The following is a 26,488-nucleotide window of genomic DNA, read 5'->3' as shown; positions in this document are numbered from 1 at the left end:
ACGGCTCCGGTTCGCGGCGGTCGCCGGTGGTTCGGCGCGCTCGCGGCGGTGTGGACCGCGCCGCGCGCCCGCCATGTCCGGCGACATCGGCAGTTGCCGGTCGGCGGGGCGGTCCCGCGGCGCGGCGGCGGCCCGGCCGGGCCGTCCCGTTCACGCCGGAAAGGGAATTCGTCCGGGCCGTTCCCTGAGTGCCGCGCGGAACGTTCCGCCGCCGATTCCGTGGCCCGTGCATGGAATTCGCTTTGAATTCCCCCCGGCCCGCGCCGCGGCCGGTCGATCGCCATTTCTGGCGGTCGCGATACCGGAATGCGGGAACTGTTTGCGCGGGCATGGCGCGTCGCCCGGTCCGGCTTGGCGTACTCCCCGGCGACGAAGATCTTTGGGCTTGATGGGTGCGGGTCAGGGCGTCCGGGCGGGTCCTGCGGCCGGGCGGGGGAGCGGCCGGGCGATGAGGGCGAACGGCGCGTCCCCGACCCGGGTGAGGACGACGGTGGCCGCCGCGCCGCCCTTCGCGCCGCCGCGCGCGAAGCCGAGGTCGCGGCGGAGCCGGTCCACGTCCACCGCCGAGCCGCGCTTCTTGACCGTCAGCGCGCCGACGCCGCGCCGCCGCAGCTCGGCGCGGAGCCGCTTGAGGGAGAACGGGAGGACGTCCTCGACCTCGTAGCCCGCCGCGAACGGCGTCCCGCGCGGCTCGTCGGCGGCGATGTAGGCGATGCGCGGATCGACCAGCCCGCCGCCGAGCAGCGCCGCGACCTCCGCGACGAGCCCCGCGCGGATCACCGCGCCGTCCGGCTCGTACAGGTACCGCCCGAAGTCCCGGATCTCCGGCTCGCCGAGCCCCGGATCGGGGACGAGCGTCGCGCCCGGCCCGTCGCCGGTCAGCAGCGTCGCGCGGCGCGCGACCGGCCCGGCGAGCGCGCCGAGCCACAGCGCGGCCTCCTTCACGTCGCCGCCCACCGAGATCCACTCGGCCTCCGCCCCGGCCGGGACGGCGTCGTGCGGAATCCCCGGCGCGACCTTCACGCACGCGGCCGGGACGCGGCCCGCGAGCTCCAGGACGACGTCCAGCGGCGGCTCGTAGGAGCGCGGGTCGAACACACGGCCGCGCGCGGTCCGGCGGCCGGGGTCGGCGAACACCGCGCCGTACCCGGCCGGGTCCGCGTGCGTCGCGTCACCCGTGACGACGTCCGCGAGGTCCGCGACGCCGAACGCGTCCAGGTTCGCTCGGGCGACCTCGGCCGTCAGCTCGTCGCGCTCCACGCCGGTGCCGGGCGTTCCCGCGCGGGCTCGCGCGAGCAGGTCCGCGCCGATCCCGCAGCCGAGTTCGAGCACCCGCCCCGGCAGTTCCGCGAACCGCCGCGCGCGGTGCGCCGCGACCGGCGCGCGGGTGGACTGCTCCAACCCGGCCGGGGTGAAGAACATCCGCGCCGCGTCCGCGCCGAACTTCGCGCGGGCCCGCTCGCGCAGCCGCGCCTGCGTCAGCGCGGCGGCGGCGAGATCGGCGGGGAAGCGCGCGCGCAGCCGCGCGGCCGTCGCGAGGAGGCCGGACTCGGACAGGTCCGAGTCAGCCGCGGCGGCGAGCGCGGCGTCCCCGGCGGCGGTGCGAAGGGCGCGGAAACCCTGCAGGTCCATAGAGTGGACGGTAGCGGCACGGGCCGGGCGCGGCGCACCGCTGACCGGCCCGGACGCGCCGCGCGGCGGGCCGTCCCGTACCCCCGTGTCCATGTTGACGGGTCCGGGACGACCCCATAGTGTCCATGACTGGCACTCTCCACGGTAGAGTGCCAAGCACAGCGACAAGGTCGGTCTGACACCCGCGACGGCAGGCCGGTCCGTGGTCGCCTCTCTGTCACAGGTCGCAGCGCGTGCTGCCACAAAGCAAAGGGGAGGTCAGATCGTGACGACCGCCACCAAGGTTGTTCTGAAGCCGCTCGAGGACCGCATCGTCGTCCAGCCGCTCGAAGCCGAGACCACCACCGCGTCGGGCCTGGTCATTCCCGACACGGCCAAGGAGAAGCCCCAGGAGGGCACCGTCATCGCCGTCGGCCCGGGCCGGGTCGACGACAAGGGCGAGCGCGTCCCGGTCGACGTGAAGGTCGGCGAGGTCGTGCTTTACAGCAAGTACGGCGGCACCGAGGTGAAGTACAACGGCGAGGAGTACCTCGTCCTCTCCGCCCGCGACGTCCTCGCGGTCATCGAGAAGTAGTCACCGAGCCGTGACGCGCCGCCGCCCCGGACCCGTCCCGCCAGGGGCGCGCCCGGGGCGGCTGGCGTGACGGCACCGATCACGGAGAGGCGGAGTTTCCCTCATGGCGAAGATCCTTGAGTTCGACGAGGACGCGCGGCGCGCGCTGGAGCGCGGCGTCAACGCCCTCGCCGACGCCGTCAAGGTGACGATCGGCCCGCGCGGCCGCAACGTCGTCATCGACAAGAAGTTCGGCGCGCCGACCATCACCAACGACGGCGTCACCATCGCGCGCGAGGTGGAGCTGGAGGACCCGTACGAGAACCTCGGGGCCCAGCTCGCCAAGGAGGTCGCGACCAAGACCAACGACATCGCGGGCGACGGCACCACCACCGCGACCGTCCTGGCGCAGGCGCTGGTCCGCGAGGGCCTGCGCAACGTCGCCGCGGGCGCGTCGCCGCTGAGCCTCAAGCGCGGCATCGACGCGGCCGCGCAGTACGTCTCCGACCAGCTCCTGAAGTCGGCCCGCGAGGTCGGCGAGAAGAGCGAGATCGCGGGCGTCGCGACGATCTCCGCGCAGGACGCCAAGATCGGCGAGCTGATCGCCGAGGCGTTCGACAAGGTCGGCAAGGACGGCGTCATCACGGTGGAGGAGGCCCACACGATGGGCCTCGAGCTGGAGTTCACCGAGGGCCTGCAGTTCGACAAGGGCTACCTGTCGCCGCAGATGGTGACCGACGCCGAGCGCATGGAGGCCGTCCTGGAGGACGCCTACGTGCTCATCGTCGACGGCAAGGTCTCCAACGTGCAGGAGTTCCTGCCGGTCGCGGAGAAGGTCGCCCAGACCAAGAAGCCGCTGCTGGTCGTCGCCGAGGACGTCGAGGGCGAGGCCCTGGCGCTGCTCGTGGCGAACAAGATCCGCGGCACGTTCACCTCCGTCGCCGTCAAGGCGCCCGGCTTCGGCGACCGCCGCAAGGCGATGCTCGGCGACATGGCCGTCCTGACCGGCGGCCAGGTCGTGTCCGAGCAGATCGGCCTCAAGCTCGACTCGATCGGGCTGGACGACCTCGGCCGCGCCCGCCGCGTCACGGTCACCAAGGACGCCACGACGATCGTCGACGGCGCCGGTTCGGCCGACGACATCTCCGGCCGGGTCGCGCAGATCAAGGTCGAGATCGAGAACAGCGACTCCGACTGGGACCGCGAGAAGCTGCAGGAGCGGCTCGCCAAGCTGTCCGGCGGCGTCTGCGTGCTGCGCGTCGGCGCGGCCACCGAGGTGGAGCTGAAGGAGAAGAAGCACCGCCTGGAGGACGCCATCTCGGCGACCCGCGCGGCCATCGAGGAGGGCATCGTCTCCGGCGGCGGCTCCGCGCTGGTCCACGTCGCGACGGCGGACTTCGACGCGCTCGGCCTGGCCGGCGACGAGGCCACCGGCGCCGAGGCGGTCCGCCGCGCGCTGGTCGAGCCGCTGCGCTGGATCTCGGAGAACGCGGGTCAGGAGGGCTACGTCGTGGTCTCCAAGGTCCGCGAGCTGCCGGACGGCCACGGCTACAACGCCGCGACCGGCGAGTACGGCGACCTGGTGGCGCAGGGCGTCATCGACCCGGTGAAGGTGACGCGCTCCGCGGTCACCAACGCCGCGTCGATCGCCGGGATGCTGCTGACCACCGAGGCGCTCGTGGTCGAGAAGCCGGAGGAGGCCGACGAGGCCGCCGCGGGCGGCCACGGGCACGGCCACGGCCACGGCCACTGATCCGGCACTGACCGCATCCGGCCGATTTTCGACGGGGCTCCCCCTTTTCGGGTGGGAGCCCCGTCCCGTTTCGGGCGGTCCGTTCCGCACCGTGTGCGCCGCGTCGAATGCGAAGCGTGGTTTTTCTGCGTTTTTGAGCGCACTGTGACCATTCCGTTGCCGGAAGGCGGGGAGACAGGCCCAGCGCGTCTGGGCATCATGCTTCGTGTGACCGAGGGATCCATCGCCGGGACCACGTCCACGAGCGCCACCGACCCCTCGGGGGGGCCCGCACCTCCGCCACCCCGGGGCGCGGCACGGGTGAGGCTGCTGCGCGCGGCCGCCGAGCACCGCGCCGACGAGTCTGACGTGCGCGCCCTCACCAGGCTCGCGGTCGAGGGCGACACGGGGGCCGTCGAGGCGCTGATCGGCCATGTCCGGCCGATGGTCGTCCGCTACTGCCGCGCGCGGCTCGGCCGCGTCTCCGGCCAGTACCACATCGCCGACGACGTGGCCCAGGAGGTCTGCATCGCCGTCCTGTCGGCGCTGCCCCGCTACCGCGACATGGGACGGCCGTTCGCGTCGTTCGTCTTCGGCATCGCCGCGCACAAGATCGCCGACGCCATGCGCAGCGCCGTCCGCGCGGCCGTGCCCACCGCCGACCTCCCCGACGGCCCCGACGACCGGCCGGGCCCGGAGGAGACGGTGGTCCGCTACATCGAGGCGGAGCGCGCGCGGGACCTGCTGACGCGCCTCCCCGAGCACCAGCGGGAGCTGGTGCTGCTGCGCGTGGTCGCCGGATTGTCGGCGGAGGAGACCGGTAATGTGCTGGGCATGTCCGCGGGAGCGGTACGGGTGGCGCAGCATCGGGCCCTGGCCCGGCTGCGGGCGATGGCCAGAGAGGAGTCGATCGCTTGACGGGACGGAGCCCTGGCGCCCCGGATCCGCCCGAGCCTTCGAGTTCCGCGGCCGGAATCCTGGGCGTGCCGGCCGGCCGCCGTGCCCGAGCGACCGGCGCGGGCGGCACGGTGATCAAGCTGCCGGGCGTGGCGGCGGGGGAACTGGCGCGCACGGACGCGCTGCTCGACGCCCTCGGGGGACGGCGCGCTGCCGACTCTGAGGGGTTCGGCGCGGAGACGCTGAACGACCCCGCCGTGCGGATGCTGGGCGCGCTCATCGCCGACGTGGACGAGCAGCCGCCGCTGCACGCCGTCCCGGACGCGACGCCGCCCTTCGGCGTCGCGGCGCCCGATGTCTCGCCCGCGCGCCCGCGCTTCGCGCCGCGGCCCGCCGACGCGCGCCCCGCCGTCGACCCGGCCGCCGTCGATCCGGCCGCCGCGGCCGCCGGGCCGTCCCGCGCGCCCGGCGAGGGCTCGCGCGCGTTCGGCGCCGCCCGCGGCGCGGACCCCGACTCCGGCGCGCCCGCCGACGCCGAGCCCGCCGAGCCCGCCCGCGACCCCGCCGTCGTGGACCCGCCCGCGCCCCGGCGCGGCCGGCGGCGCGGCGGCCCCAGCACGATCGTGGCGCTCGGCGTCGCGGCCGGGATGCTGGCCAGCACCGGCGTCGCGGCCGCCGCCGCGCACGGCGGGCTGGACGCCTGCCGCTCGCTCTTGCCGATCATCGCGGGCGGCGCGCCGCCGTCCGCCGGGGACCCGCGCGCGTCGGACGACACGTCCGTCGGCGTGATCAAGCTCGGGGTGCCGCCGGAGACGACCCGGCCGCCGCGCCGCGCGCCGAACGACGGCCGCCCGAGCGGGCGCCGGTCCGCGCAGGACCCGATCGGCGGCATCCGCGACGGGCTGAACGACCTGCTGAACCCCGGCGGCGGCTCGTCCCGCAAGCGCCGCCAGAAGGTCCAGCCGCCGCCGATCGTCCGCGACCCGATCGGGACGGTCGACGACATCCGCCGGCAGGTCGAGCGGGGGCTCGGGCTGCCCGGCTTCTGACCCGCGGGTCAGGGCGTGTCGCGCCCCTCCTCGCTGTCGATGACGCCGTCGACGTAGCCGCGCGCGTACTCCCAGCTCACGTAGTCCACCGGGTCCGGGGACAGGGCGGGTTCGTGGACGCGCGGCAGCCCCTCGTCGAGCAGGTGCCGCAGGTTGCCGTGCAGGAGCTCCCAGTCGATGTAGTGCGTGCGGCCGCAGTCGCCGCAGTCGACGGTGAGGCCCCGGACGCCGAGCGGTTCGAGCAGCGCGCGGAAGACCTCCAGGTCGGCGAGGTCGGCCAGGACGTCCTCCCGCTCGGTCAGGCTGAGCGGGGAGGCGTCGTCGCCGGGGTCGCCGAGCGAGGCGGCCGGGTCCTCCGGGTCTCCCGCGAACGGGTCGGGCGGAGCGTCGTCATGCACAGTCCCACGCTAACCCGACCCGCCCCGGCCGTCGCCACCCCCGGAGCGTTTCCGGACGCGAACATTCCCCGTCCCCGACGATCGCGCGTGGCCGGGGCAGGCCGTCCGCGCGCGGGAATGCGGGCGGGCCGCGGCGCGTTGGCCTCGACCAACCCCCGGAAGCGGCCCCGCCGGTGTCGCCAAGGCCACTCGGGGGCCGCGCCGAACCGGGGGCCGCGCCGCCGGGAACGTCCTACGATGTGAGGTAGGCCGCCGTGACCTGGCGCGATGCAGCCGATCCCGGCGGTGCCCGGCGCCGCCCGCAGCCGCCCCGCGCGCCGTCCGCCGCCGTACCCGCCCACCGCCACCTACGGGAAGGTCGCCCATGAACCCCGCAGCCGAGCCCACGAAGATCCTGCCGCCGGGTCTGACGTTCGACGACGTCCTGCTGCTTCCGGGCTACTCCGACCTGCAGCCCGGCGAGGCCGACACCACGACGCGGCTCACGCGCGAGGTCGAGCTGCGCATCCCGCTGGTGTCCGCGGCGATGGACACCGTCACCGAGGCCCGCACCGCCGTCGCGATGGCCCGCCAGGGCGGCATCGGCGTCCTGCACCGCAACATGTCGATCGAGGAGCAGGCCGCGCACGCCGACCGCGTGAAGCGGTCCGAGGCCGGGATGATCACCAACCCGGTGACGTGCCTGCCGGACGCGACCCTCGCCGACGTCGAGGAACTGTGCGCGCGCTACCGCATCTCCGGCGTCCCGGTCACGGACGTGCGCGGCGTGCTCGTCGGCATCGTCACCAACCGCGACATGCGCTTCGAGACCGACCTGGCCCGCCCGGTGCGCGAGGTCATGACGCCGATGCCGCTGATCACCGCGCCGGTGGACGTCTCCCGCGACGACGCGTTCCGGCTGCTGGCCGGGCACAAGGTCGAGAAGCTGCCGCTGGTGGACGCCGAGGGGCGGCTGCGCGGGCTGATCACCGTCAAGGACTTCACCAAGAGCGAGCAGTACCCGCTGTCCACCAAGGACGCCGACGGGCGGCTGCTCGTCGCGGCGGCCGTGGGCGTCGGCGAGGACGCGCTGCGGCGCGCGGACGCGCTCATCGAGGCGGGCACCGACGTCGTCATCGTGGACGTCGCGCAGGGCCACTCCAAGGGCGTCGCCGACACGATCGCCGCGATCAAGGCGAACGCGCGCGTGCAGGTCGTCGGCGGCAACGTCGCGACGTACGCGGGCGCGAAGGCGCTGGTCGAGGCGGGCGCGGACGCGGTGAAGGTCGGCGTCGGGCCCGGCTCGATCTGCACCACGCGCGTCGTCGCGGGCGTCGGCGTCCCGCAGATCACCGCGATCATGGAGGCGTCGCGGGCGGCCCGCGAGGGCGGCGTCCCGGTGATCGGCGACGGCGGGCTGCAGTACTCCGGCGACATCGCCAAGGCCATCGTCGCGGGCGCGGAGACCGTCATGCTGGGCAGCCTGCTCGCGGGCGTCGAGGAGTCGCCCGGCGAGCTGATCTTCGTCCACGGCAAGCAGTACAAGTCGTACCGCGGCATGGGCTCGCTCGGCGCGATGCGCAACCGGGAGCGCGGCGGCTCGTCCTACTCCAAGGACCGCTACGCGCAGGCCGGGGTGGACGCCGAGGAGAAGCTGATCCCCGAGGGCGTCGAGGGGCAGGTGCCCTACCGCGGCCCGCTGTCCAACGTCGCGCACCAGCTCGTCGGCGGCCTCCACCAGTCGATGTGGTACGCGGGCACCCGCACGATCCCCGAACTCCAGCAGCGCGGCCAGCTCATGCAGATCACCTCGGCGGGCCTCAAGGAGAGCCACCCCCACGACATCCAGATGACGGTCGAGGCCCCCAACTACCAGGGCCGCTGACCTGACGTAAGCTGCGCGGGGCCTTGCGGTTCCAAGGCACTGAACGGGCTTTCGAGCGGGAATGACTCCCGCCGGACCTGCACGACGCGGGAGAGGGAAACAGGGCAGTGGCTGCTGAGGTGGAGATCGGGCGCGGCAAGAGCGGGCGCCGGGCGTACGCGTTCGACGACATCGGCATCGTGCCGTCGCGCCGCACGCGCGACCCCGAGGAGGTCAGCGTCGCCTGGCAGATCGACGCCTACCGGTTCGAGATGCCGCTGGTCGTCGCGCCGATGGACAGCGTCGTCAGCCCGGCGACGGCCATCGCGGTCGGGCGGCACGGCGGGCTCGCCGTCCTCGACCTCGAAGGGCTGTGGACGCGGTACGAGGACCCCGAGCCGCTGCTCGCGGAGATCGCCTCGCTGGACGACGACCGCGCCACGCGGCGGCTCCAGGAGATCTACGCCTCCCCGATCCGCGAGGAGCTGATCGGGCGGCGCATCGAGGAGATCCGGTCGGCGGGCGTGACGGTCGCGGCGGCGCTGTCGCCGCAGCGGACCGCGCAGTTCCACAAGGCCGTCATCGACGCCGGGGCGGACATCTTCGTCATCCGGGGGACGACGGTGTCCGCCGAGCACGTGTCGTCGCGCGCGGAGCCGCTGAACCTCAAGCAGTTCATCTACGACCTCGACGTCCCGGTGATCGTCGGCGGCTGCTCGACGTACACGGCGGCGCTGCACCTGATGCGCACCGGCGCGGCGGGCGTGCTCGTCGGGTTCGGCGGCGGGTCGGGGCACACCACGCGGACCGTCCTCGGCGTCGCGGTGCCGATGGCGACGGCCGTCGCGGACGTCGCCGCCGCGCGCCGCGACTACATGGACGAGTCCGGCGGCCGGTACGTCCACGTCATCGCGGACGGCGGCATGACCAACAGCGGCGACATCGCCAAGGCGTTCGCGTGCGGGTCGGACGCGGTGATGGTCGGCTCGCCGTTCGCGCGGTCCACCGAGGCGCCCGGCCAGGGCTACCACTGGGGCAGCGAGGCGCACCACCCGGACGTGCCGCGCGGCACCCGGCTGGCGCTGGGCACGATCGGGACGATGGAGCAGATCCTGTACGGGCCGTCGCGGGTCGCGGACGGGTCGATGAACCTGATCGGGTCGCTGCGGCGCGCGATGGCGACGTCCGGCTACACGGAGCTGAAGGAGTTCCAGCGCGTGCAGGTCGTCGTCGCCCCGGGCGGCTGACGGCGGGTCACGCGCGCGCCAGGTCGACGACGGACGGCTGGACGAACTCCGCGATCTTCGCGTAGGGGACCGCGGCGCTCCAGCCGCCGTACGCGCACTCCGACCACGACGCGAACCCGAACCGCGCGCCCGTGCGCGTCAGCAGCACCGGCAGCGCCCTGCGCGCGGACTCGGTGGCGCGCACGTAGTCGTGGACGAGCGACGGGCGGCAGTACTCCGGGTCCTGCGGCGCGTACTTGTTGTGGGCGATCGTCGGGACGAGCGGGGACAGGCGGGTGAGGCCCGCCGGGGTCAGCGCGTCCGGGCGCATGATGTCGGTGGCGGCCAGGGACTTCCCGGTGGTCAGGTCGATCGTGACGACGACCATCTCGGGGTCCCGGCCGCCGCCCGCGTTCACCGGGTTGTCCACCTGCTGGCCGACCGAGAGCAGCCGGGGGCCGGCTAGGCCGACCTCGGTCTTCACGTGCAGCGTCAGGCGCGACGGCGAGCCGACGGGCGCGCTGCGCTGCTGGGCGATGAAGGCCGGGCCCTGCTGGGCGGCGTGCTCGCGGTAGCGCGTGATCGCGTCGTCGATCGGGCGGCGCAGGGCGTCGTTGACGCGGCGCTGGATCGCCGGGTCCTTGAGGCCGCTGACGGTCACGTACTGCGCCTTGTCCACGACGAGGCCGGTCTGCTCGTCCACCAGCGAGCGGGTCGCGCTCTGCAGCGCGATGCGCGGCGGCGCGGAGTCCGAGCGGGTGGCCTGGTAGGCGGCGACGCCGCCGCCCGCGACGGCCGCCGCGCCGACGACCGCTACCGCGACCTTGACGGCGCCCGCCTGGAACAGGCCCGCGCCCGCCGCGCCCGAACCGCCGGCCGCGCCCGCGCCGCCCGCGGCCGCGCCGGCTCCGGCGGTACCGGCTCCCGCGCCTGCTGCGCCCGCGCCTGCGCCTGCAACTCCCGTGCCGGCCGCCCCTGCTCCTGCGCCTGCCGCGCCCGCTCCCGCGCCTGCGGCGCCTGCGCCTGCGGCTCCCGCGCCTGCGGCTCCTGCACCGGCCGCGCCCGCACCGGCCGCGCCCGCCGCGCCGAATCCGGCCGCGCCCGCGAGGCCCGCGGCGGTCAGCGGGAACAGCACGGCGAGCGCCGCGACGGCCGTCGCCATCGCGCGCAGCCCCCGGTGCTCCCAGTCGGAGCCGTACGCGCGGCGCGCCACGTCGTCCAGCTCGGCCGCGAACGCCGCCGCGCCGGGCGGCCGCAACGCCGCGTCCTTGGCCATGCCGCGTCCGACCAGCGGCCGCAGCGGCTCGGGCACGTCCGCCAGCGGCACGGGCGCGGTGCCGTGCAGCGCCATCAGCGCCGCCTGCCCGTCCGCCTCGAACGGCCGGTGCCCGGTCACGCACTCGTAGAAGACGCAGGCGGCGGCGTACACGTCCGTCGCGGGCGTCGCGGGGGCGCGGTTCCACTGCTCGGGCGCCATGTAGAACGGCGTGCCCGCGCCGGACGCCGCCCCGGCGGGCGTCGCGATGCCGAAGTCGATGAGCTTGCTGCGCCCGTCGGCGGGCACGACGACGTTCGCGGGCTTGTAGTCGCGGTGGACGACCCCGGCCTCGTGCGCGGCGGCGAGCCCGAGCAGCGATCCTTTGAGGACGGTCAGCGCCGCCTCGGGCGTCAGCCGGCCGTGCTCGGCGAGGACGGCCTTCAGCGACGCCCCGTTCACGGCCTCCATGACCAGCGCCGCGCCGTGCTCGCCCTCCACGAGCCGGTACAGCCGCGTGACGTGCGGGCTGTCGACGCGGCCGAGCATCTGCGCCTCGCGGCGGAGCCGGTCCAGGTCGGCGGTCCCGTCCAGGTACTTGATCGCCACCGGGGTGCCGCTCTCGGCGTGCCGGGCCAGCACGACGCGCCCCTGCGCGCCCCGGCCCAGTTCGCGGACCTCCTCGAATCCCGCGACCCGCCAGGCCGTCGTGCCGTCCATCCCGTTCCTCCCGCAATCCGGTGGGCTGACATCATCGCGTGCCCGCGCGGTCGCGCGGGGTGGATTGTCCGCATGCGGCTGGGTGCGTGAACGCCGTCACCCGAGGGGATGTTGGACCTCTCCTTACTGTTGGGTAGGAAACGGGGCAGGCGACGCTCGGGGAGGAACAGTGACGGGATCACCGGTGACGGGCCTCGGCAGCTCGCGGCTCGGCCCGGCCGAGCGGGCGGCCGCGCTGGACCGCATGGGCGGCGGCGAGGAGTTCGACGTCGTCGTGGTCGGCGCGGGCATCGTCGGCGCGGGGGCCGCGCTGGACGCGGCGACGCGCGGCCTGTCGGTCGCGGTCGTGGAGGCGCGCGACTTCGCGTCGGGGACGTCGTCGCGGTCGTCCAAGCTGATCCACGGCGGGCTGCGCTACCTGGAGCAGTACAACTTCGACCTGGTGCGCGAGGCGCTGACCGAGCGCGGGCTGCTGCTCCAGCGGATCGCGCCGCACCTCGTCCGGCCGGTGCCGTTCCTGCTGCCGACGACGCACCGCGTGTGGGAGCGCGGCTACTTCGGCGCGGGCGTCGCGCTGTACGACGCGCTGGCGTTCCAGATGGGCAGCACGCGCGGCGTCCCGCACCACCGGCACCTCTCCCGGCGCGGCGCGCTGCGGCTCGCGCCGTCGCTGCGCAAGGACTCGTTCACCGGCGCGATCCAGCTCTGGGACGCGCAGGTCGACGACGCGCGCTACGTCATGACGGCGCTGCGGACGGCGGCGGCGTTCGGCGCGCAGATCGCGTCCCGCACGCAGTGCGTCGGGTTCCTGCGCGAGGGCGAGCGCGTCACCGGGCTGCGCGTGCGCGACCTGGAGAGCGGCACGGTCAGCGAGGTCCGCGCGCAGCAGGTCGTGAACGCGACCGGGGTGTGGACGGACGAGATCCAGGAACTCGTCGGCGGGCGCGGGCAGATCCACGTGAAGGCGTCCAAGGGCATCCACCTCGTCGTCCCGAAGGACCGCATCCACTCGGCGACGGGGATTCTGCTGCGCACGGAGAAGTCCGTGCTGTTCGTGATCCCGTGGGGGCGGCACTGGATCATCGGCACGACCGACACGGCCTGGGACCTCGACCTGGCGCACCCGGCGGCGTCCCGCGCCGACATCGACTACGTGCTGGAGCACGTCAACTCGGTGCTGACCACGCCGCTCACGCACGACGACGTCGAGGGCGTCTACGCCGGGCTCCGGCCGCTGCTGCGCGGGGAGCGCGACGAGACGTCCCAGCTCTCGCGCGAGCACGTCGTCGCGCACCCGGTGCCGGGGCTCGTGCTCGTCGCGGGCGGCAAGTACACGACGTACCGGGTCATGGCGCGGGACGCGATCGACGCCGTCGCGCACGGCCTGGACGGCAAGGTCGCCGAATCCTGCACGGACCGCGTCGCGCTCGTCGGCGGCGAGGGCTTCCAGGCGATGTGGAACGCCCGGCACCGCCTCGCCGCGCGCTCCGGGCTGCACGTCGCGCGGATCGAGCACCTGCTCGGCCGGTACGGGACGCTCGTGGACGACCTCCTCGTCCTCATCGCGGACCGGCCCGACCTCGGCAAGCCGCTGACCGGCGCGGACGACTACCTGCGCGCCGAGATCGTCTACGCCGCGTCGCACGAGGGCGCGCGGCACCTCAACGACGTCCTGGCGCGGCGCACGCGCATCTCGATCGAGACGTGGGACCGCGGCGTCGGCGTCGCGGAGGAGGCGGCGGACCTCGTGGCGCCGGTGCTCGGCTGGTCCAAGGAGCAGCGGGACCGCGAGATCGAGTACTACCGCAAGCGGATCGAGGCCGAGCGCGCCTCGCAGTCCCAGGACGGCGACCAGGAGGCGGACGCGCACCGCCGCGGCGCCCCGGACATCGTCCCCACCCTCTGACGGAACCCGCTGGTGACCGGTGGTGCCGCCGGTTTTTCCTGGCATGTCCGGATGTGGTTGATGGTTTTGCTCAACCTGTGACAGATCATGAACAAAGCCTCTCGTGGTGATAATCTGCGGGGCTTTACGGGGTCTTGACTGTTCATGGGGTGAGGGCGCGCATGCGTGCGTTGTCGTTCGTCGTCGGAGGGCTGCTGACCGCGGCCGCGGTGGCTTCGCTGGAGACCGCCGCCGCGGGCGGCGCGTCGGCCGCGCTCGCGGCGAAGCCGAATCCGAAGTGGCTCAAGCCGGCCCAGACGCCGTGGCAGACGCCGCGGACGTACGTCGCGGAGGGGCCGCGGTTCAACACGCCGACCGGCGGCGTCCAGCAGGCGGGGGAGCTGGACCTCTACATCAAGAAGCTGATCCGGGCCACGCCGAAGGGCGCGGAGATCGACGTCGCGCTGTTCCGGCTGCAGACGACCGCGATGGCGCGGTACCTCGTCGAGGCCCACCAGCGCGGGGTGAAGGTCCGGATCGTCCTGGACACCGACACCCTCAGCAAGAAGCCCGAGACGTACACCACGCTCAAGAAGGCGCTCGGCACGAACACGTCGAAGTCGTCGTGGGTCACGCTGTGCCCAAAAAACGAGGGCTGCATCGCGCGCGGGGCGTCGTCCAAGACGTGGGCGAAGAACCACAACAAGTTCTACGCGTTCTCCAAGACCTACGACTCGAAGAACGTGGTCGTGCAGACGTCCGGCAACGCGACCGGCGGCATGTATAACCAGTTCAACGACGCGTACACGATGACGGACGCGAAGCTCTACGGCGCCTACCGCTCGTACTTCTACGACCTGGCGAAGAAGACGCCGAACACGAACTACTGGCGGACGGTCACGTCGGGCTCCCGCTCGGTCAGCTTCTTCCCGAAGACGGGCAGCGACCCGATCGTGGACGTGCTGAACCGTGTGAGCTGCGTCGGCGGGACGAAGATCCGGCTCTCCAGCGGGCTGTTCACGCGGACGGCCGTCGCGCGGAAGCTGTCGGCCCTGGACGCGGCGGGCTGCGACGTCCGCATCGCGACGGGCAGCATCGGCGAGAGCGTCGCGAAGGCGCTGCAGGTGCCCGGCCTCCACGGCGGACCGACCGTCCACTACTTCTCCGGCGGCAGCGCGCACCCGGCGCACTCCAAGTACCTGCTCATCGACGGGATCTACGGCGGCAAGAAGACCAGCGTCGTCCTGACGGGCAGCCACAGCTACACGGTCGACGCGCTGCGCAACAACGACGAGGCGATGCTGACGCTGCAGGGCTCGGCGATCTACAACGCGTACGCCGCGAACTTCGAGAAGGTGTACGCGCAGGCGCGCGGCGTTCTCGAGGTCGGCACGATCGTGCCGCCGCCCATCGTGTCCGACGACACCGCGGGCGACGACGAGAACGACGTGCCCGGCTCCGGGGCCGGCGCGCAGGCCACGCCGCCCGACGAGCGCCCGGCGCCCGACCCGTCGCTGCCCCCGACGACCGAGCAGCCCGACGGCGGCCCCGACGACATCCCGCTGCTCGACGCGCAGTGACACCGCGGACCGCGCGCGGTGGCGCGCGGCCCTGCGGGGGTGGTCAGGGGGTCGTGTCGCCGAGCATGAGGCGGAGGCCCTCGGCGTACAGGTTCGCCGGGACGCGGTCCGGGTCCAGCAGGTGCTGGAACGAGACGCCGATGTCCAGGGCCAGCGCGAGGGCGGCGCGGGTCGCGGCGGCGTCGTCTCCGTCCCCGTGGCCCCCGGCCTCGGTGGCCAGTCCTTCGGCCAGGCGCTCGCGGCGCTCGGCCCACCAGTCGGCGACGCGCCAGCCCGCCGCGTAGTCGCGCATCCCGTACAGCCAGAACTCCACGAGCAGCATCGCGGGGACGCGGTCGTCGTCGGCGGTGCCGTCCGCGGCGCGCGCGGGTTGCGGGCCGCCCGCGAGCGGACCCGCCTGGTCGGCCGTGCAGCGTTCCATCAGGGCGAGGACGAGATCGGTCTTGCCGGTGAAGTTGGAGTACACCGCGCCCTTGGTGAGTCCGGCCGCCGCGGCGATGTCGTCTAGGGACGCGCCGTGGATGCCGCGCTCGGCCCACAGCCGCCGCGCGGCGGTGAGCAGCGCCGCCCGCGTCCGCTCCCGCCGCTCCCGCCGGACATCCATCCCCCGTCCGCCCCGTCCGCCCGCCCGCCCCGTCCGCCCGCCCGGCGCGCCAGCGCGCCCGCCCGGCCCGCCAGCGCGCCCGGCCGGCCCACCCGCGCGCCCGCCCTGCTCGCCTGCGCGCCCGCCCTGCTCGCCTGCGCGCCCGGCCGGCCCGCCAGCGCGCCCGCCCGGCCCGCCAGCGCGCCCGCCCGGCCCGTCCGGCCCGTCCGTGCGCCCGGCCTGCCCGGCCTGCTCGCCCGCGCGCCCGGCCTGCTCGCCCGCGCGCTCGCCCCGCCGGGCATGCTTGCCTGCGCGCTCGGTTCGCCCGCCGGCCTGCCCAGCCTGCCCGCCAGCGCGCTCACTCTGCCCGCCCGCGCGCTCGCCCCGCTGAGCCTGCTCGCCCCCGCACTCGGTTCGCCCGTCGCCTTGCCCGGTCAGCCCGTCAACCTGCCCTGCCCGTCCGGCGACGCGGCCGCCGGCCTGCCCACCGGCGTTCCCCGCCTGCCCACTTCGGCCGCCGGTCCGTCCGGCCTGCCCGCCGGCGGGCGCGGGGCGCGCGCCCGGCCGCCCCGCAGGGCCGGTAGAGCCCGCGGGGCCGGTGGGGTGGGCCGGGCCGCGTTTCGGGGTGGGGTCCGGGTCGGGTGTGCCGGGCCGCGCCGGGTCGTCGTGGGCGTCGGTCATGTGTGCGTCCCCCTCCGTCGCGGGCGGCCGCCGGACCGGCCCCGGCCGGACGGGCGCGGCGGAGGCGTCCGGCGGGCGGCGCGGCGGGCGCCTCGTTCAGCTCCGCATCTTGGGATACACCCTGACGGGTCGGTCAAGCGGTGGGTTGCCCAACCCGGTCAAGGTGGAACGTTCCGTAATGGGAAAGTCCAGCGGAGGGGACTGTCGGCACGGAGAGAGTCGGAGAACGGACGGAAAGTAACTCGTTACCTGTGGGTAGCGAGCAGTGGGCACCTGGTCATACCCTGCTTTCATGGCATCTTCGACGGTCCCCGCCAAAGGCGTGACAGAGCACAGGCTCCCCCAGAACGTCGTCGAGCGGCTGGCCTCGCGGGTCGCCTCCGGCGGCGCCGAGACCGTGACCATCCCCACCCCCTTCACCGGTGAACCCCTGGCCACCCTGCCCGTCTCCAGCGCGGACGACGTCGTCGCCGCGTACGCGCGGGCGCGCGAGGCCCAGCGGTCCTGGGCCGCGCTGTCCCCCGCCGAGCGCGCCAAGCCGTTCCTGCGCCTGCCCGACGCGCTGGTCGCCCGCCGCGACGAGATCCTGGACGTCATCCAGCTCGAAACCGGCAAGGCGCGCCGCCACGCGCTCGAAGAGTTCCTCGACGTCGCCCTGTGCTCGCTGTACTACGCGCGCCGGGTCGGCAAGCTGATGCGCCCGCGCCGCCGCCAGGGCATGATGCCCGGCCTCACGCGCGTCCGCGAGCTGCGGCACCCCAAGGGCGTCGTCGGCCTGATCTCCCCGTGGAACTACCCGTTCGCGCTCGGCGCGAGCGACATCGCCCCCGCGCTCATGGCGGGCAACGCCGTCGTCCACAAGCCCGACACCCAGACGTGCCTGTCCAGCCTGTGGGTGCTGGACCTGCTCGTCGACCTCGGCCTGCCGCGCGACCTGTGGCAGATCGTCCTCGGCGAGCCGTCCGTCGTCGGCGACCCGCTGATCGACAACGCCGACTACGTCTCGTTCACCGGCTCGACGCGCGGCGGGAAGGCCATCGCCGCCAAGGTCGCCCCCCGGCTGATCAACTACTCGCTGGAGCTCGGCGGCAAGAACCCGATGATCGTCCTGCCGGACGCCGACGTCGAGCGCTCCGCCAAGGGCGCGCTGCGCGCCTGCTTCACCAACGCGGGCCAGCTCTGCATCTCGATCGAGCGGATGTACGTCCACGAGGACATCTACGACCGCTTCGTGCCGCGCTTCGCCGAGCTGGCCGGGAAGATGCAGCTCGGCACCGGGCTCGACTTCACCGCCGACATGGGCTCGCTGACGTCCAGGCGCCAGCTCGACGCGGTGACCGCGCACGTCGAGCAGGCCGTCAAGGAGGGCGCGACCGTCCTGGCCGGCGGCAAGGCCCGGCCGGACGTCGGCCCGCTGTTCTACGAGCCGACCGTCCTCGCGGACGTCAGCGGCAGCATGGACCTGTGCGCGAACGAGACGTTCGGGCCCGTCGTCGCCGTCTACAAGTTCCGCGACGAGGACGAGGTCGTCGCGCTCGCCAACGACACCGAGTACGGCCTCAACGCCTCGGTGTGGACGACGAACGTCGCGCGCGGCCGCCGCCTCGCCGCCCGCCTCCAGGCCGGGACCGTCAACATCAACGACGGCTACGGCGCGGCCTACGCGTCCTACGACGCGCCGATGGGCGGGTTCAAGCAGTCCGGCGTCGGCCGCCGCCACGGCGCGGAGGGCCTGCTGAAGTTCACCGAGGTGCAGACCGTCGCCAGCCAGCACTTCATGGACCTGGAGCCGCCCGGCTCGATGTCCTACGACTCCTTCGCCGCGTTCATGGCGCGCGGCATCAGGATCATGAAGAAGCTGCACATCAAGTAGGACGGGCTGGGACAAGGAAACATGGCACACGATTACGACGTCCTGGTCATCGGATCGGGGTTCGGCGGCAGCGTGTCCGCGCTGCGGCTGACGGAGAAGGGCTACAAGGTCGGCGTGATCGAGGCGGGCCGCCGCTTCGACACCAACCCCGGCGGCGGCCCCGGCGCGCGCTACCCCGAGATGCCGAAGACGAACTGGCGCGTCGCGCGGTACGTGTGGGCGCCCGCGCTCGGCCTGACCGGCATGCAGCGCATCCATCTGATCCGGGGCGCGAAGACCAGCCGGGTCATGGTGCTGGCGGGCGCGGGCGTCGGCGGCGGGTCGCTGAACTACGCCAACACGCTGTACGTGCCGCCGGACCCGTTCTTCAACGACCGGCAGTGGGCGCACATCACCGACTGGAAGGCGGAGCTGGCGCCGTACTACGACCAGGCGCGGCGGATGCTCGGCGTCGTCCAGAACCCGACGATCACCGACGCGGACGTCGCGATGCGGACCGTCGCCGAGCGGATGGGCAAGGCCGACACGTTCGTGCGGACGCCCGTCGGCGTCCACTTCGGCGACGGGCCGGGCGTCGAGAGCGACGACCCGTACTTCGGCGGCGTCGGGCCGCGCCGCAAGGGCTGCACCGAGTGCGGCGAGTGCATGGTCGGCTGCCGCCACGGCGCGAAGAACATGCTGACCGAGAACTACCTGTACCTCGCGGAGAAGGCCGGCGCGCGCATCATGCCGCTGAGCCGCGTCACGGCGGTGACGCCGCTGGACGGGGGCGGGTACCGGGTCGACATCGTCCGCACCGGCTCGTTCGGCCGCAACCGCAAGAGCTTCACCACCGACCAGGTCGTGTTCGCGGCCGGAACGTACGGGACTCAGAAGCTGCTGCACAAGCTGCGGAGCACCGGGCGGCTGCCGAGGCTGTCGGCGCGCCTCGGCGAGCTGACGCGCACGAACTCCGAGGCGATCCTCGGCGCGGGCCGCCGCAACGGCGTCCCCGGGCCGGACTACTCGCGCGGCGTCGCGATCACGTCCTCGTTCCACCCGACGCCGGACACGCACATCGAGCCCGTCCGGTACGGCAAGGGCTCGAACCTCATGGCGCTGCTCCAGACGCTGCTGGTGGACGGCGACCGGCCCGGTGAGAAGCACCGGCCGCGCTGGGCGAAGTTCCTGGGCGAGGTCGCGCGGCGCCCCGCCGACCTCGTCCAGCTCTTCGACGTGCGGACGTGGTCGGAGCGGACCGTCATCGCGCTCGTCATGCAGAGCCGCGACAACTCGATCACCCTCAAGCCCAAGCGCGGCCCGTTCGGCTGGGACGTCCGCGCGCGCGAGGGCCACGGCGAGCCGAACCCGACGTGGATTCCCGAGGGCCACCGCGCGGCCGAGATGCTCGCGGACGTCACCGGCGGCATGGCCGGCGGCGGCTGGGGCGACCTGTTCGACATCCCGCTGACCGCGCACTTCCTCGGCGGCTGCCCGATCGGCGACTCGGCGGAGAACGGCGTCATCGACCCGTACCACCGCGTGTACGGGCACGAGGGGCTGCACGTCGTGGACGGGTCGGCGGTGTCGGCGAACCTCGGCGTCAACCCGTCGCTGACGATCACCGCGCAGGCGGAGCGGGCGATGTCGCTGTGGCCGAACAAGGGCGAGGCGGACGAGCGTCCCGCGCTCGGCGCGGACTACCGGCGGCTCGCGGCGGTCGCGCCGAAGAACCCGGTGGTCCCGGCGGACGCCCCGGCGGCGCTGCGGCTGCCGATCGTCGGCATCTCCTGACGGTGCGGGGGGCCGCCGTGACTACGGTGGCCCCCATGCACGCCGTCGCGGCGATCGTCGCCGAACTGGAGACCTTCGCCGATCCGGCTCGCGACCGCCCGCGTCGGGGACCTCACCCCCGGCCGACCTGCCGTTCGTCGAAGGCATGATTCGCGACTCGCCGTCCTGGGTGGACGTGGACGGGCTCGCCGACAAGATCGTCGGCGGGCTCCTCCTGGCGTTCCCCGAGACGGCGCGGACGCTGGACGCGTGGGTCGGCGATCCCTGCCTGTGGATTCGCCGGACGTCGCTGCTCGCGCTGCTCCCCGGCATCCGGGCGGGCCGCCCCGACACGGCCCGCCTCGAACGGTACGGCGCGGCGCTGGTCGCCGAACGCGAGTTCTTCGTCCGCAAGGCGCTCGGCTGGGTGCTGCGCGAACTGGCCAAGCGCGATTCCGCCCAGGTGGCGGCCTGGACCGGCGCGCACCTGGCCGAGATGTCCGGCGTGACGCTGCGCGAGGCCGTCAAGTACCTGCCGGAGGACGACGCCGCGCGGCTCCGCGCCGCCTACCGGGCGCGGTAGGCCGCCCACGCCTTCCTGATCCGCGCGCCCTGCCCGGCGGTGAACTCGTGCATGCAGGCGTCGTCGGCGTAGTCCATGAAGTTGTGGACGGGGTCGTGGCCGTCGGCGGGGCAGGTGTCCTTGTCGGCGGGGCAGCCGTGCGTCGCCTCCTCCTCCGGCGGCGTGTCCGCGACCCGGTCGCCCTTCCCGCCGCAGCCGTCCTGGAAGGTGTGGAACAGCCCCAGCCAGTGCCCGGTCTCGTGGACGGCGCTGTACCCGAGGTTGTACGGCGCGAGGTCGCCGCCGGGGAGCGTGCCGACGTCCACCAGGACGCCGTCGAGCTTCGGCGCGCCCGCGTACTTCCAGGGGAACGTCGAGAAGCCGAGCAGGTCCGAGCCGGTCTTGGCCGTGTAGAGGTTGAGCGTCCCCGCGCCGCCGATGCGCAGCTTGGGCTTGTAGACCTTCTCGTAGTCCTCCGGCTGCGCGTACCAGTTGCCGTTGTCGGACCTGCTGATCTTCTTCAGCGCGAACCGGACGCCGGTGTCCGCGCCGCCCTTGCGGCCCCCGTACGCGGCGTTCATCGTGGCGATCTGCCGCTTGATCTGCGCGGTCGGGACGTTGCCGCGCGCGCCGTCGTGCAGGACGTGGAAGTACACCGGGATCGTCAGCGTCGCGCGGACGCGCGCGCCCGACCGGTCGCCGTCGAGGCCGAGCCGCCGCGTGATCTCCGCGAGGTCGCGGTCCGCGGCGGCGGCCTCGGCGGGCGTCAGCTCGTTCCGCTCCACGCCGGCGGGCGTCCCGGCCCGCACCCGCGCCGCCGCCCCGGCACACGCCTCCGCGCCCCGCGCCCCGACGCGCGCACGCCCGGGCGCCGCGCCCGACGCGGCGGCGGGCGAAACGTTTCGTGCGCCCCGAACCGTGGCCGTGTCCCCGGCCCCGCGCGGCGCGCTCGGCGCGGCCCCGGCCTGCGCGGGGCCGCGGGCCGTGGCGGGTTGTGCGGCGTCCGGAACCGACGCGGCGGCGGGTAGGGCGGCGGCGAGCAGGGCGGCGACGGCGGCGAGGGGCTTCACTGGGCTCCTAGGTGCGGCGGCGGATGCGGGCGCGCCGGGCCGTGGTGCGGGCGCGGCGGAGGACTCTGCGGACACGGACTGTTGTCAACAGGTATCAGAGCGGAACCCCCGCACGCCCGCATTCGGCGCGTCCCGCCGCGTGTCCGGCGTGTCCCCGGCCGCCCCGGCGCGCGGGAGCGCGCGCGTCCGCGCAGGCAGCGGCCCCGTACACTGGGGTATCCGCCGAATTCCCGTCATGCCCGTCCGAAAGGCGCCCTGGTGGCCGTAGACCAGACCTTTGACACCGTGCTCGTCGTCGACTTCGGCGCGCAGTACGCACAGCTCATCGCGCGGCGCGTCCGCGAGTGCCAGGTGTTCAGCGAGATCGTCCCCTGCACGATGCCCGCCGCCGAGATGCTCGCCAAGAAGCCGAAGGCGATCATCCTGTCGGGCGGTCCGGCGTCGGTGTACGAGGAGGGCGCCCCTGCCGCGCCCGAGGGCCTGTTCGACCTCGGCGTCCCCACGCTCGGGATCTGCTACGGGCACCAGGTGATGGCGCAGGCGCTCGGCGGCACCGTCGCCAACTCCGACGTCGCTGAGTACGGCGGCGCGACGATCGCCGTCACCGAGCCGGGGCTGCTGTTCGAGGGCACGCCCGGCGAGCAGGCCGTGTGGATGTCCCACCGCGACTTCGTCAGCGCCGCGCCGCGGGGCTTCACGGTCACGGCGAGCACGGACGTGACGCCGGTCGCCGGCATGGAGGACGTGGCCCGCCGCATGTTCGGCGTCCAGTTCCACCCGGAGGTGCTGCACACCGAGCACGGCATGGCGGTGCTGCGCCGGTTCCTGTACGAGGGCGCGGGCTGCCGCCCGAACTGGACGATGGTGAACATCGTCGAGGAGTCCATCGACGCGGTCCGCGAGCAGATCGGCACCAAGCGGGCGATCTGCGGCCTGTCGGGCGGCGTGGACTCGGCGGTCGCGGCGGCGCTCGTCCAGCGCGCCATCGGCGACCAGCTCACCTGCGTGTTCGTCGACCACGGCCTGCTGCGCAAGGGCGAGGCCGAGCAGGTCGAGAAGGACTTCGTCGCCGCGACGGGCGTGAACCTGCACGTCGTGGACGCGCAGGAGCGGTTCCTCGCCGCGCTCGACGGCGTCACCGACCCCGAGGCCAAGCGGAAGATCATCGGCCGCGAGTTCATCCGGGTGTTCGAGCAGGCCGCCCGCGAGATCGTGGGGGAGGACGCGCCCGAGCCCGTCGAGTTCCTGGTGCAGGGAACGCTCTACCCCGACGTCGTGGAGTCCGGCGGCGGCACCGGCGCGGCGAACATCAAGTCGCACCACAACGTCGGCGGCCTCCCCGAGGACCTGCAGTTCCAGCTCGTCGAGCCGCTGCGGACCCTGTTCAAGGACGAGGTCCGCGCCCTCGGCGAGCAGCTCGGGCTGCCCGCCGAGATCGTCTGGCGCCAGCCGTTCCCCGGCCCCGGCCTCGGCATCCGCATCATCGGCGCGGTGGACCGCGAGCGGCTGGAGATCCTGCGCGACGCCGACGCCATCGCCCGCGAGGAGCTGACCCGCGCCGGACTCGACCGCGACATCTGGCAGTTCCCCGTCGTGCTCCTGGCCGACGTCCGGTCGGTCGGCGTGCAGGGCGACGGCCGCACCTACGGCCACCCGATCGTCCTGCGCCCGGTGACCAGCGAGGACGCGATGACCGCCGACTGGGCGCGGCTGCCCTACGACGTCCTCCAGCGGATCTCGACCCGCATCACCAACGAGGTCCGCGAGGTCAACCGCGTCGCGGTCGACATCACCAGCAAGCCCCCGGGCACCATCGAGTGGGAGTGACCGTCACCCCCCGGTGAGCTCGGCGAACAGCCGCTCCCACCGGGGGAGGACGGAGTCCGGGCCGTAGCGCTGCGCCGTCTTCAGGGCGTTCTCGCCGAGGGAGCGGCGCAGCTCGCCGTCCTCGATGACGCGGCACAGCGCGGCGGCGAACGCGTCGACGTCGGCGGGCGGGACGAGCAGCCCGTCCACGCCGTCGGTCAGCATCTCGCGGGGTCCGGACGGGCAGTCGAACGCGACCGGGGCGAGCCCGTGGCTGAGCGCCTCCATGAGCACCATCGGGAAGCCCTCGAACCGCGAGCTGAGCGCGTATATCGAGCCCTTGGGCAGTTCCTCGCCGAGCCGGCTGCTCGCGCCCATGAGGAAGACGTGGTTGTAGAGGTGGTCGCGCAGCACGCGGCGGCGCAGCTTCTCCTCCTCCTGGCCGCCGCCGTAGATGCGCAGCCGCCAGTCCGGGTGCTTCTCCACGACCTTGGCGAACGCCGGGATGAGCATGTCGTAGCCCTTTTGCCGGGCGAGGCGGCCTGCGGCGACGACCGTCCGCGCGTCCGGGTCGGCGCGCCGCACGTCCAGCGTGTGCAGCGCGTTGGGGATGCACTCGACGCGCAGCGCGTCGCCGAAGACCTCGCGGTACGCCTCCCGGTCGCGCTCGGTCAGCGTGACCAGCGCGTCGAGCGGCGTGTAGCACTCCGCGAGGACCTTCCGCAGCTCCTCGCGGTGCGTCCCGAAGTTCACGTGCTCCTGCGCGACTCGGACGGCGGTGCGCGGCGCGAACCGCGCGGACAGCAGGTTCAGCGCGGGCCGGGTGGTGACGAGGACGCGGTCGTGGAACCCGCCGAAGTACTCGGCGACGACGGCCTCGACGTCGGCGGTGAAGACGTTCGCGATGCGCTCGGCGGGCGGCACCACCGTGCCGGGCCCGGCGTTCGGGTCGGCCTTGTCCACGCGCCGGTCGATGAGCGAGATCATCCGCACGGCCGGATCGACCGGGAAGCGCGGATCGTCATTGGTCCGCAGCACGCTCACCAGCTCGACGTCGTGACCCGCGCGGGCCATCGCGTTCGCCTGGCTGATCACCGTGCGGATCGTGCCGCCCATCGCGTACGCCCAGGTCAGAACGTAAGTGATCTTCATTTGTCCGACTTCCTGCGCGCGCGGATGGCCAGCGCGTCCGCGCTGGTGAAGTAGGGCCGGACGCTCGTTCCGGGCGGCCGGTCCGGTGACTGGGCGGGGAAGGTCACGATGGACTTCTTCCCGGGCATCTCGTCGAGCCACCGGCCGACCCGCAGCGTGCGGCGCTCGGCGCCCGCGCGGCGGACGAGGAAGAGGTCCCAGTGCTCGGTCATGCCGCGGTGCGGCGGCGTCAGGCGCCGGATGTCGATGACCGCCTCGAACCGCCCGTCCACCACGTCCACGGGGTGGGCCAGGACCCGGGGGACGGCCCGGAGCCGGTTCTGCAGTCGGCTGCGGACGCGGCCGCCGAGCGACGGATCGCGCTGCCGCTCGCGCGCGCGGCTCTCCAGCGTCCAGCCGTCGGCGGGGGCGCCGAACCCGTGGACGCCGCCGACGATCCGGATGACGCCGTCTCGCGGCCAGACCTCGGTGGCTTCGGCGTGCGGGCCCGCGGGCCCGCCCGGTGCGCGCGCGACTCCATCGGCGCGCGGTGTCTCTGCCGCCATGAAAACGTTCTCCCCCGCTGGATGAATCGAACTCGATCCCACATGTCGATGTTGTGGTCTCTTGTTCGAGACGTCCCAAAGCCCGGCCAGGATCACGAGTGGCCGGGCTTTGGGGGAAAATTTACCTGTTGTCCCGTCAGACGGTGGCGGGGGCCAGGGCGGCCTCGCCCTCCAGGGTCACGGCGGCGGCGTGGACGACCGCGGCGACGCGCAGCGCCTCCTGGACGAGTTCGCGGGACAGCCCGCCGTCGCGCAGGACCTTCTCGTGCGACTCCAGGCACCGGCCGCAGCCGTTGACGGCGGAGACCGCCAGGCACCACAGCTCGAAGTCGAGCTTGTCCACGCCCGGCTTGCCGATGATCGACATGCGGAGCTTGGCGGGCAGCGTCGCGTAGGTCTCGTCGCCGATCAGGTGCGTCGCGCGGTAGTAGATGTTGTTCATCGCCATGATCGACGCGGCGCCCTTGGCCGCCTCGAACGCCTCGGCGGACAGGTAGTCGCCCGCCTCCTCGGCCAGCTCCCGGATGACCACGGCGTTGCGGCTGGCGAGGGCCGTCGCGAGCACCGTGCCCCAGAGCTGCTGCTCGGACAGCGACGAGGTGGAGGTCACCGAGCCCAGGTTCAGCTTGGTGTCCTTCGCGTAGTCGGGAAGGGCGGACTTCAGCGCGTCAACGCTCATGATCGGGTCCTTTCGGCGGGGCGGCCGGCCGCTGCGTCGCGGCCGGCCGCCGGCGGGTTCGGGAACGGGGGATCAGGCTCCGGCGAGGAGCTTGCCCGCGTCGAGGGTCGCCTCGCCCTTGTTCCAGTTGCAGGGGCACAGCTCGTCGGACTGGAGCGCGTCGAGGACCCGCAGGACCTCCTTGACGTTCCGGCCGACCGAGCCGGCGGTCACCATCGTGAACTGGATCTCGTTGTCCGGGTCCACGATGAAGGTGGCGCGCTGCGCGACGCCGTCCGGGGTGAGGATGCCGAGCGCGGAGGTCAGCTCGCGGTTGAGGTCCGCCAGCATCGGGAACGGGATCTCGCGCAGGTCCGGGTGGTCCTTGCGCCACGCGAAGTGGACGAACTCGTTGTCGACGGACGCGCCGAGGACCTGGGCGTCGCGGTCGGCGAACTCCTCGTTGAGCCGGCCGAACTCGGCGATCTCGGTCGGACAGACGAACGTGAAGTCCTTGGGCCAGAAGAAGACGACTTTCCAACCCTCATAGGTCTTGTGGTTGATCGTCTTGAAGGCGTTGTCCGGGTCCAGCGAGACGCAGGCGGTGAGCTCGAACTCGGGGAACTGGTCACCGACAGTAAGCACGCAGACTCCTTTGGTTGCGAGTGTGGGCGTCCCCGCAGCGCGCGGGACACACGGGGTGATTGTGACCGCCGAGTCCTGTGGGACTTTCGTGGCGGCCGTTGTGGCTAGAGTGCCGCACGGGCTTTGAAAAGAGAAATCAATCTGCCACATGATGCCGATAGGGTTTCCCTATCAAGGTGGCGGAGTCCCTGCCCGCTGCCGCCTCTCGTCCGGAGACCTACCCCCGGCGCGCGCAGAGTATGACCGATGTCACGCGGGTGACCGGTGGAGGCGGTGACCCCGGAGTGTATCCGCAAACCGCCCAAACATTTCACCGTCGCACTGAACGGCCTGCTACGCCGCGAACGTTCAGCGGGACGCCCACAGAATCTGGTGTCGGCGCATCGGCCAG

General features: G+C 73.6%; 21 protein-coding genes. 12 read left to right on the top strand and 9 right to left on the bottom strand.

Annotated features, from left to right (window positions below; translation table 11 throughout):
• Nucleotides 1-399: 399 nt before the first annotated feature.
• Nucleotides 400-1,632 (bottom strand): THUMP-like domain-containing protein, encoded by a 1,233-nt coding sequence (locus G339_RS0118410; RefSeq protein WP_019632553.1) that lies wholly within the window; start codon nucleotides 1,630-1,632, stop codon nucleotides 400-402.
• Between the two features lie 265 nt (nucleotides 1,633-1,897).
• Here G339_RS0118410 and groES point away from each other — a divergent pair, with 265 nt between their 5' ends.
• From groES to G339_RS0118390, 4 genes are all read left to right on the top strand, one after another.
• Nucleotides 1,898-2,206, top strand: coding sequence for a co-chaperone GroES (gene groES, locus G339_RS0118405; protein WP_019632552.1), 309 nt, complete (start codon nucleotides 1,898-1,900; stop codon nucleotides 2,204-2,206).
• 103 nt (nucleotides 2,207-2,309) lie between these two features.
• On the top strand, nucleotides 2,310-3,938 hold the full coding sequence (gene groL, locus G339_RS0118400; RefSeq protein WP_019632551.1) for a chaperonin GroEL: 1,629 nt from the start codon (nucleotides 2,310-2,312) through the stop codon (nucleotides 3,936-3,938).
• 300 nt (nucleotides 3,939-4,238) lie between these two features.
• Nucleotides 4,239-4,835, top strand: coding sequence for a sigma-70 family RNA polymerase sigma factor (locus G339_RS0118395; RefSeq protein WP_019632550.1), 597 nt, complete (start codon nucleotides 4,239-4,241; stop codon nucleotides 4,833-4,835).
• 110 nt (nucleotides 4,836-4,945) lie between these two features.
• Nucleotides 4,946-5,863 (top strand): hypothetical protein, encoded by a 918-nt coding sequence (locus tag G339_RS0118390; protein WP_033323495.1) that lies wholly within the window; start codon nucleotides 4,946-4,948, stop codon nucleotides 5,861-5,863.
• An 8-nt stretch (nucleotides 5,864-5,871) separates the two neighbouring features.
• On the opposite strand, the gene G339_RS0118385 is transcribed toward G339_RS0118390, so the two are convergent.
• Entirely contained in the window at nucleotides 5,872-6,261 is a 390-nt protein-coding gene (locus G339_RS0118385; RefSeq protein ID WP_019632549.1) for a DUF5319 domain-containing protein, read from the bottom strand.
• A gap of 364 nt (nucleotides 6,262-6,625) precedes the next feature.
• Here G339_RS0118385 and guaB point away from each other — a divergent pair, with 364 nt between their 5' ends.
• A complete protein-coding gene (gene guaB / locus G339_RS0118380; protein ID WP_019632548.1) occupies nucleotides 6,626-8,125 on the top strand; it encodes an IMP dehydrogenase in 1,500 nt (499 codons plus the stop codon).
• A gap of 119 nt (nucleotides 8,126-8,244) precedes the next feature.
• Entirely contained in the window at nucleotides 8,245-9,351 is a 1,107-nt protein-coding gene (locus G339_RS0118375) for a GuaB3 family IMP dehydrogenase-related protein (protein ID WP_019632547.1), read from the top strand.
• A 7-nt stretch (nucleotides 9,352-9,358) separates the two neighbouring features.
• Here G339_RS0118375 and G339_RS36175 read toward each other — a convergent pair whose 3' ends face one another.
• Nucleotides 9,359-11,305, bottom strand: coding sequence for a serine/threonine-protein kinase (locus G339_RS36175; protein ID WP_051107883.1), 1,947 nt, complete (start codon nucleotides 11,303-11,305; stop codon nucleotides 9,359-9,361).
• 244 nt (nucleotides 11,306-11,549) lie between these two features.
• Between G339_RS36175 and G339_RS0118365 the strand changes: the two genes are divergently transcribed.
• Together G339_RS0118365 and G339_RS0118360 are read left to right on the top strand one after the other, a co-directional pair.
• Nucleotides 11,550-13,211 (top strand): glycerol-3-phosphate dehydrogenase/oxidase, encoded by a 1,662-nt coding sequence (locus G339_RS0118365; protein WP_051107888.1) that lies wholly within the window; start codon nucleotides 11,550-11,552, stop codon nucleotides 13,209-13,211.
• A gap of 161 nt (nucleotides 13,212-13,372) precedes the next feature.
• Nucleotides 13,373-14,770 (top strand): phospholipase D-like domain-containing protein, encoded by a 1,398-nt coding sequence (locus G339_RS0118360; RefSeq protein WP_019632545.1) that lies wholly within the window; start codon nucleotides 13,373-13,375, stop codon nucleotides 14,768-14,770.
• A 43-nt stretch (nucleotides 14,771-14,813) separates the two neighbouring features.
• Here G339_RS0118360 and G339_RS0118355 read toward each other — a convergent pair whose 3' ends face one another.
• Nucleotides 14,814-15,374 (bottom strand): TetR/AcrR family transcriptional regulator, encoded by a 561-nt coding sequence (locus G339_RS0118355; RefSeq protein WP_019632544.1) that lies wholly within the window; start codon nucleotides 15,372-15,374, stop codon nucleotides 14,814-14,816.
• Between the two features lie 952 nt (nucleotides 15,375-16,326).
• On the opposite strand from G339_RS0118355, the gene G339_RS0118350 reads away from it, so the two are divergent.
• From G339_RS0118350 to G339_RS34310, 3 genes are all read left to right on the top strand, one after another.
• Nucleotides 16,327-17,907: a succinic semialdehyde dehydrogenase gene (locus G339_RS0118350; protein ID WP_051107882.1), complete on the top strand. Its 1,581-nt coding sequence runs from the start codon at nucleotides 16,327-16,329 to the stop codon at nucleotides 17,905-17,907.
• A 21-nt stretch (nucleotides 17,908-17,928) separates the two neighbouring features.
• Nucleotides 17,929-19,680 carry a GMC oxidoreductase gene (locus tag G339_RS0118345; RefSeq protein WP_019632542.1) on the top strand — a complete coding sequence of 584 codons (1,752 nt, stop codon included), beginning with the start codon at nucleotides 17,929-17,931 and terminating at the stop codon, nucleotides 19,678-19,680.
• A gap of 127 nt (nucleotides 19,681-19,807) precedes the next feature.
• Entirely contained in the window at nucleotides 19,808-20,242 is a 435-nt protein-coding gene (locus G339_RS34310) for a DNA alkylation repair protein (protein ID WP_276203772.1), read from the top strand.
• Here the strand turns inward: G339_RS34310 and G339_RS0118335 are convergent.
• Nucleotides 20,227-21,291: a zinc metalloprotease gene (locus G339_RS0118335; RefSeq protein ID WP_019632540.1), complete on the bottom strand. Its 1,065-nt coding sequence runs from the start codon at nucleotides 21,289-21,291 to the stop codon at nucleotides 20,227-20,229. The genes G339_RS34310 and G339_RS0118335 overlap by 16 nt on opposite strands.
• Before the next feature lie 255 nt (nucleotides 21,292-21,546).
• Between G339_RS0118335 and guaA the strand changes: the two genes are divergently transcribed.
• Nucleotides 21,547-23,118, top strand: a complete 1,572-nt coding sequence (guaA, locus tag G339_RS0118330) for a glutamine-hydrolyzing GMP synthase (protein ID WP_026341564.1) — start codon at nucleotides 21,547-21,549, stop codon at nucleotides 23,116-23,118.
• A 3-nt stretch (nucleotides 23,119-23,121) separates the two neighbouring features.
• Here the strand turns inward: guaA and G339_RS0118325 are convergent, their stop codons facing one another.
• From G339_RS0118325 to G339_RS0118310, 4 genes are all read right to left on the bottom strand, one after another.
• Nucleotides 23,122-24,249 carry a glycosyltransferase family 4 protein gene (locus G339_RS0118325; RefSeq protein ID WP_019632538.1) on the bottom strand — a complete coding sequence of 376 codons (1,128 nt, stop codon included), beginning with the start codon at nucleotides 24,247-24,249 and terminating at the stop codon, nucleotides 23,122-23,124.
• Nucleotides 24,246-24,794 carry a hypothetical protein gene (locus G339_RS34305; protein ID WP_019632537.1) on the bottom strand — a complete coding sequence of 183 codons (549 nt, stop codon included), beginning with the start codon at nucleotides 24,792-24,794 and terminating at the stop codon, nucleotides 24,246-24,248. Before G339_RS34305 ends, G339_RS0118325 begins: the two co-directional genes overlap by 4 nt.
• Before the next feature lie 136 nt (nucleotides 24,795-24,930).
• Nucleotides 24,931-25,473, bottom strand: a complete 543-nt coding sequence (gene ahpD / locus G339_RS0118315; RefSeq protein WP_019632536.1) for an alkylhydroperoxidase, AhpD family — start codon at nucleotides 25,471-25,473, stop codon at nucleotides 24,931-24,933.
• A 72-nt stretch (nucleotides 25,474-25,545) separates the two neighbouring features.
• On the bottom strand, nucleotides 25,546-26,097 hold the full coding sequence (locus tag G339_RS0118310) for a peroxiredoxin (protein ID WP_019632535.1): 552 nt from the start codon (nucleotides 26,095-26,097) through the stop codon (nucleotides 25,546-25,548).
• Nucleotides 26,098-26,488 lie beyond the last annotated feature (391 nt).

This window comes from Actinomadura atramentaria DSM 43919 (genome assembly GCF_000381885.1).
GTDB classification, from domain to species: Bacteria; Actinomycetota; Actinomycetes; order Streptosporangiales; family Streptosporangiaceae; genus Spirillospora; species Spirillospora atramentaria.
This window is presented reverse-complemented; position numbering and strand designations above follow the sequence as displayed.

Bases quoted from the DNA above. Each gene is read 5' to 3' on its own strand.
- guaB (WP_019632548.1), top strand. From the start codon at position 6,626: ATGAACCCCGCAGCCGAGCCCACGAAGATCCTGCCGCCGGGTCTGACG.
- G339_RS0118350 (WP_051107882.1), top strand. From the start codon at position 16,327: ATGGCATCTTCGACGGTCCCCGCCAAAGGCGTGACAGAGCACAGGCTC.
- G339_RS0118325 (WP_019632538.1), bottom strand. From the start codon at position 24,249: ATGAAGATCACTTACGTTCTGACCTGGGCGTACGCGATGGGCGGCACG.
- G339_RS0118345 (WP_019632542.1), top strand. From the start codon at position 17,929: ATGGCACACGATTACGACGTCCTGGTCATCGGATCGGGGTTCGGCGGC.
- G339_RS34305 (WP_019632537.1), bottom strand. From the start codon at position 24,794: ATGGCGGCAGAGACACCGCGCGCCGATGGAGTCGCGCGCGCACCGGGC.
- G339_RS0118410 (WP_019632553.1), bottom strand. From the start codon at position 1,632: ATGGACCTGCAGGGTTTCCGCGCCCTTCGCACCGCCGCCGGGGACGCC.
- G339_RS0118355 (WP_019632544.1), bottom strand. From the start codon at position 15,374: ATGGATGTCCGGCGGGAGCGGCGGGAGCGGACGCGGGCGGCGCTGCTC.
- G339_RS36175 (WP_051107883.1), bottom strand. From the start codon at position 11,305: ATGGACGGCACGACGGCCTGGCGGGTCGCGGGATTCGAGGAGGTCCGC.
- G339_RS0118360 (WP_019632545.1), top strand. From the start codon at position 13,373: ATGCGTGCGTTGTCGTTCGTCGTCGGAGGGCTGCTGACCGCGGCCGCG.
- G339_RS0118365 (WP_051107888.1), top strand. From the start codon at position 11,550: ATGGGCGGCGGCGAGGAGTTCGACGTCGTCGTGGTCGGCGCGGGCATC.
- groL (WP_019632551.1), top strand. From the start codon at position 2,310: ATGGCGAAGATCCTTGAGTTCGACGAGGACGCGCGGCGCGCGCTGGAG.
- ahpD (WP_019632536.1), bottom strand. From the start codon at position 25,473: ATGAGCGTTGACGCGCTGAAGTCCGCCCTTCCCGACTACGCGAAGGAC.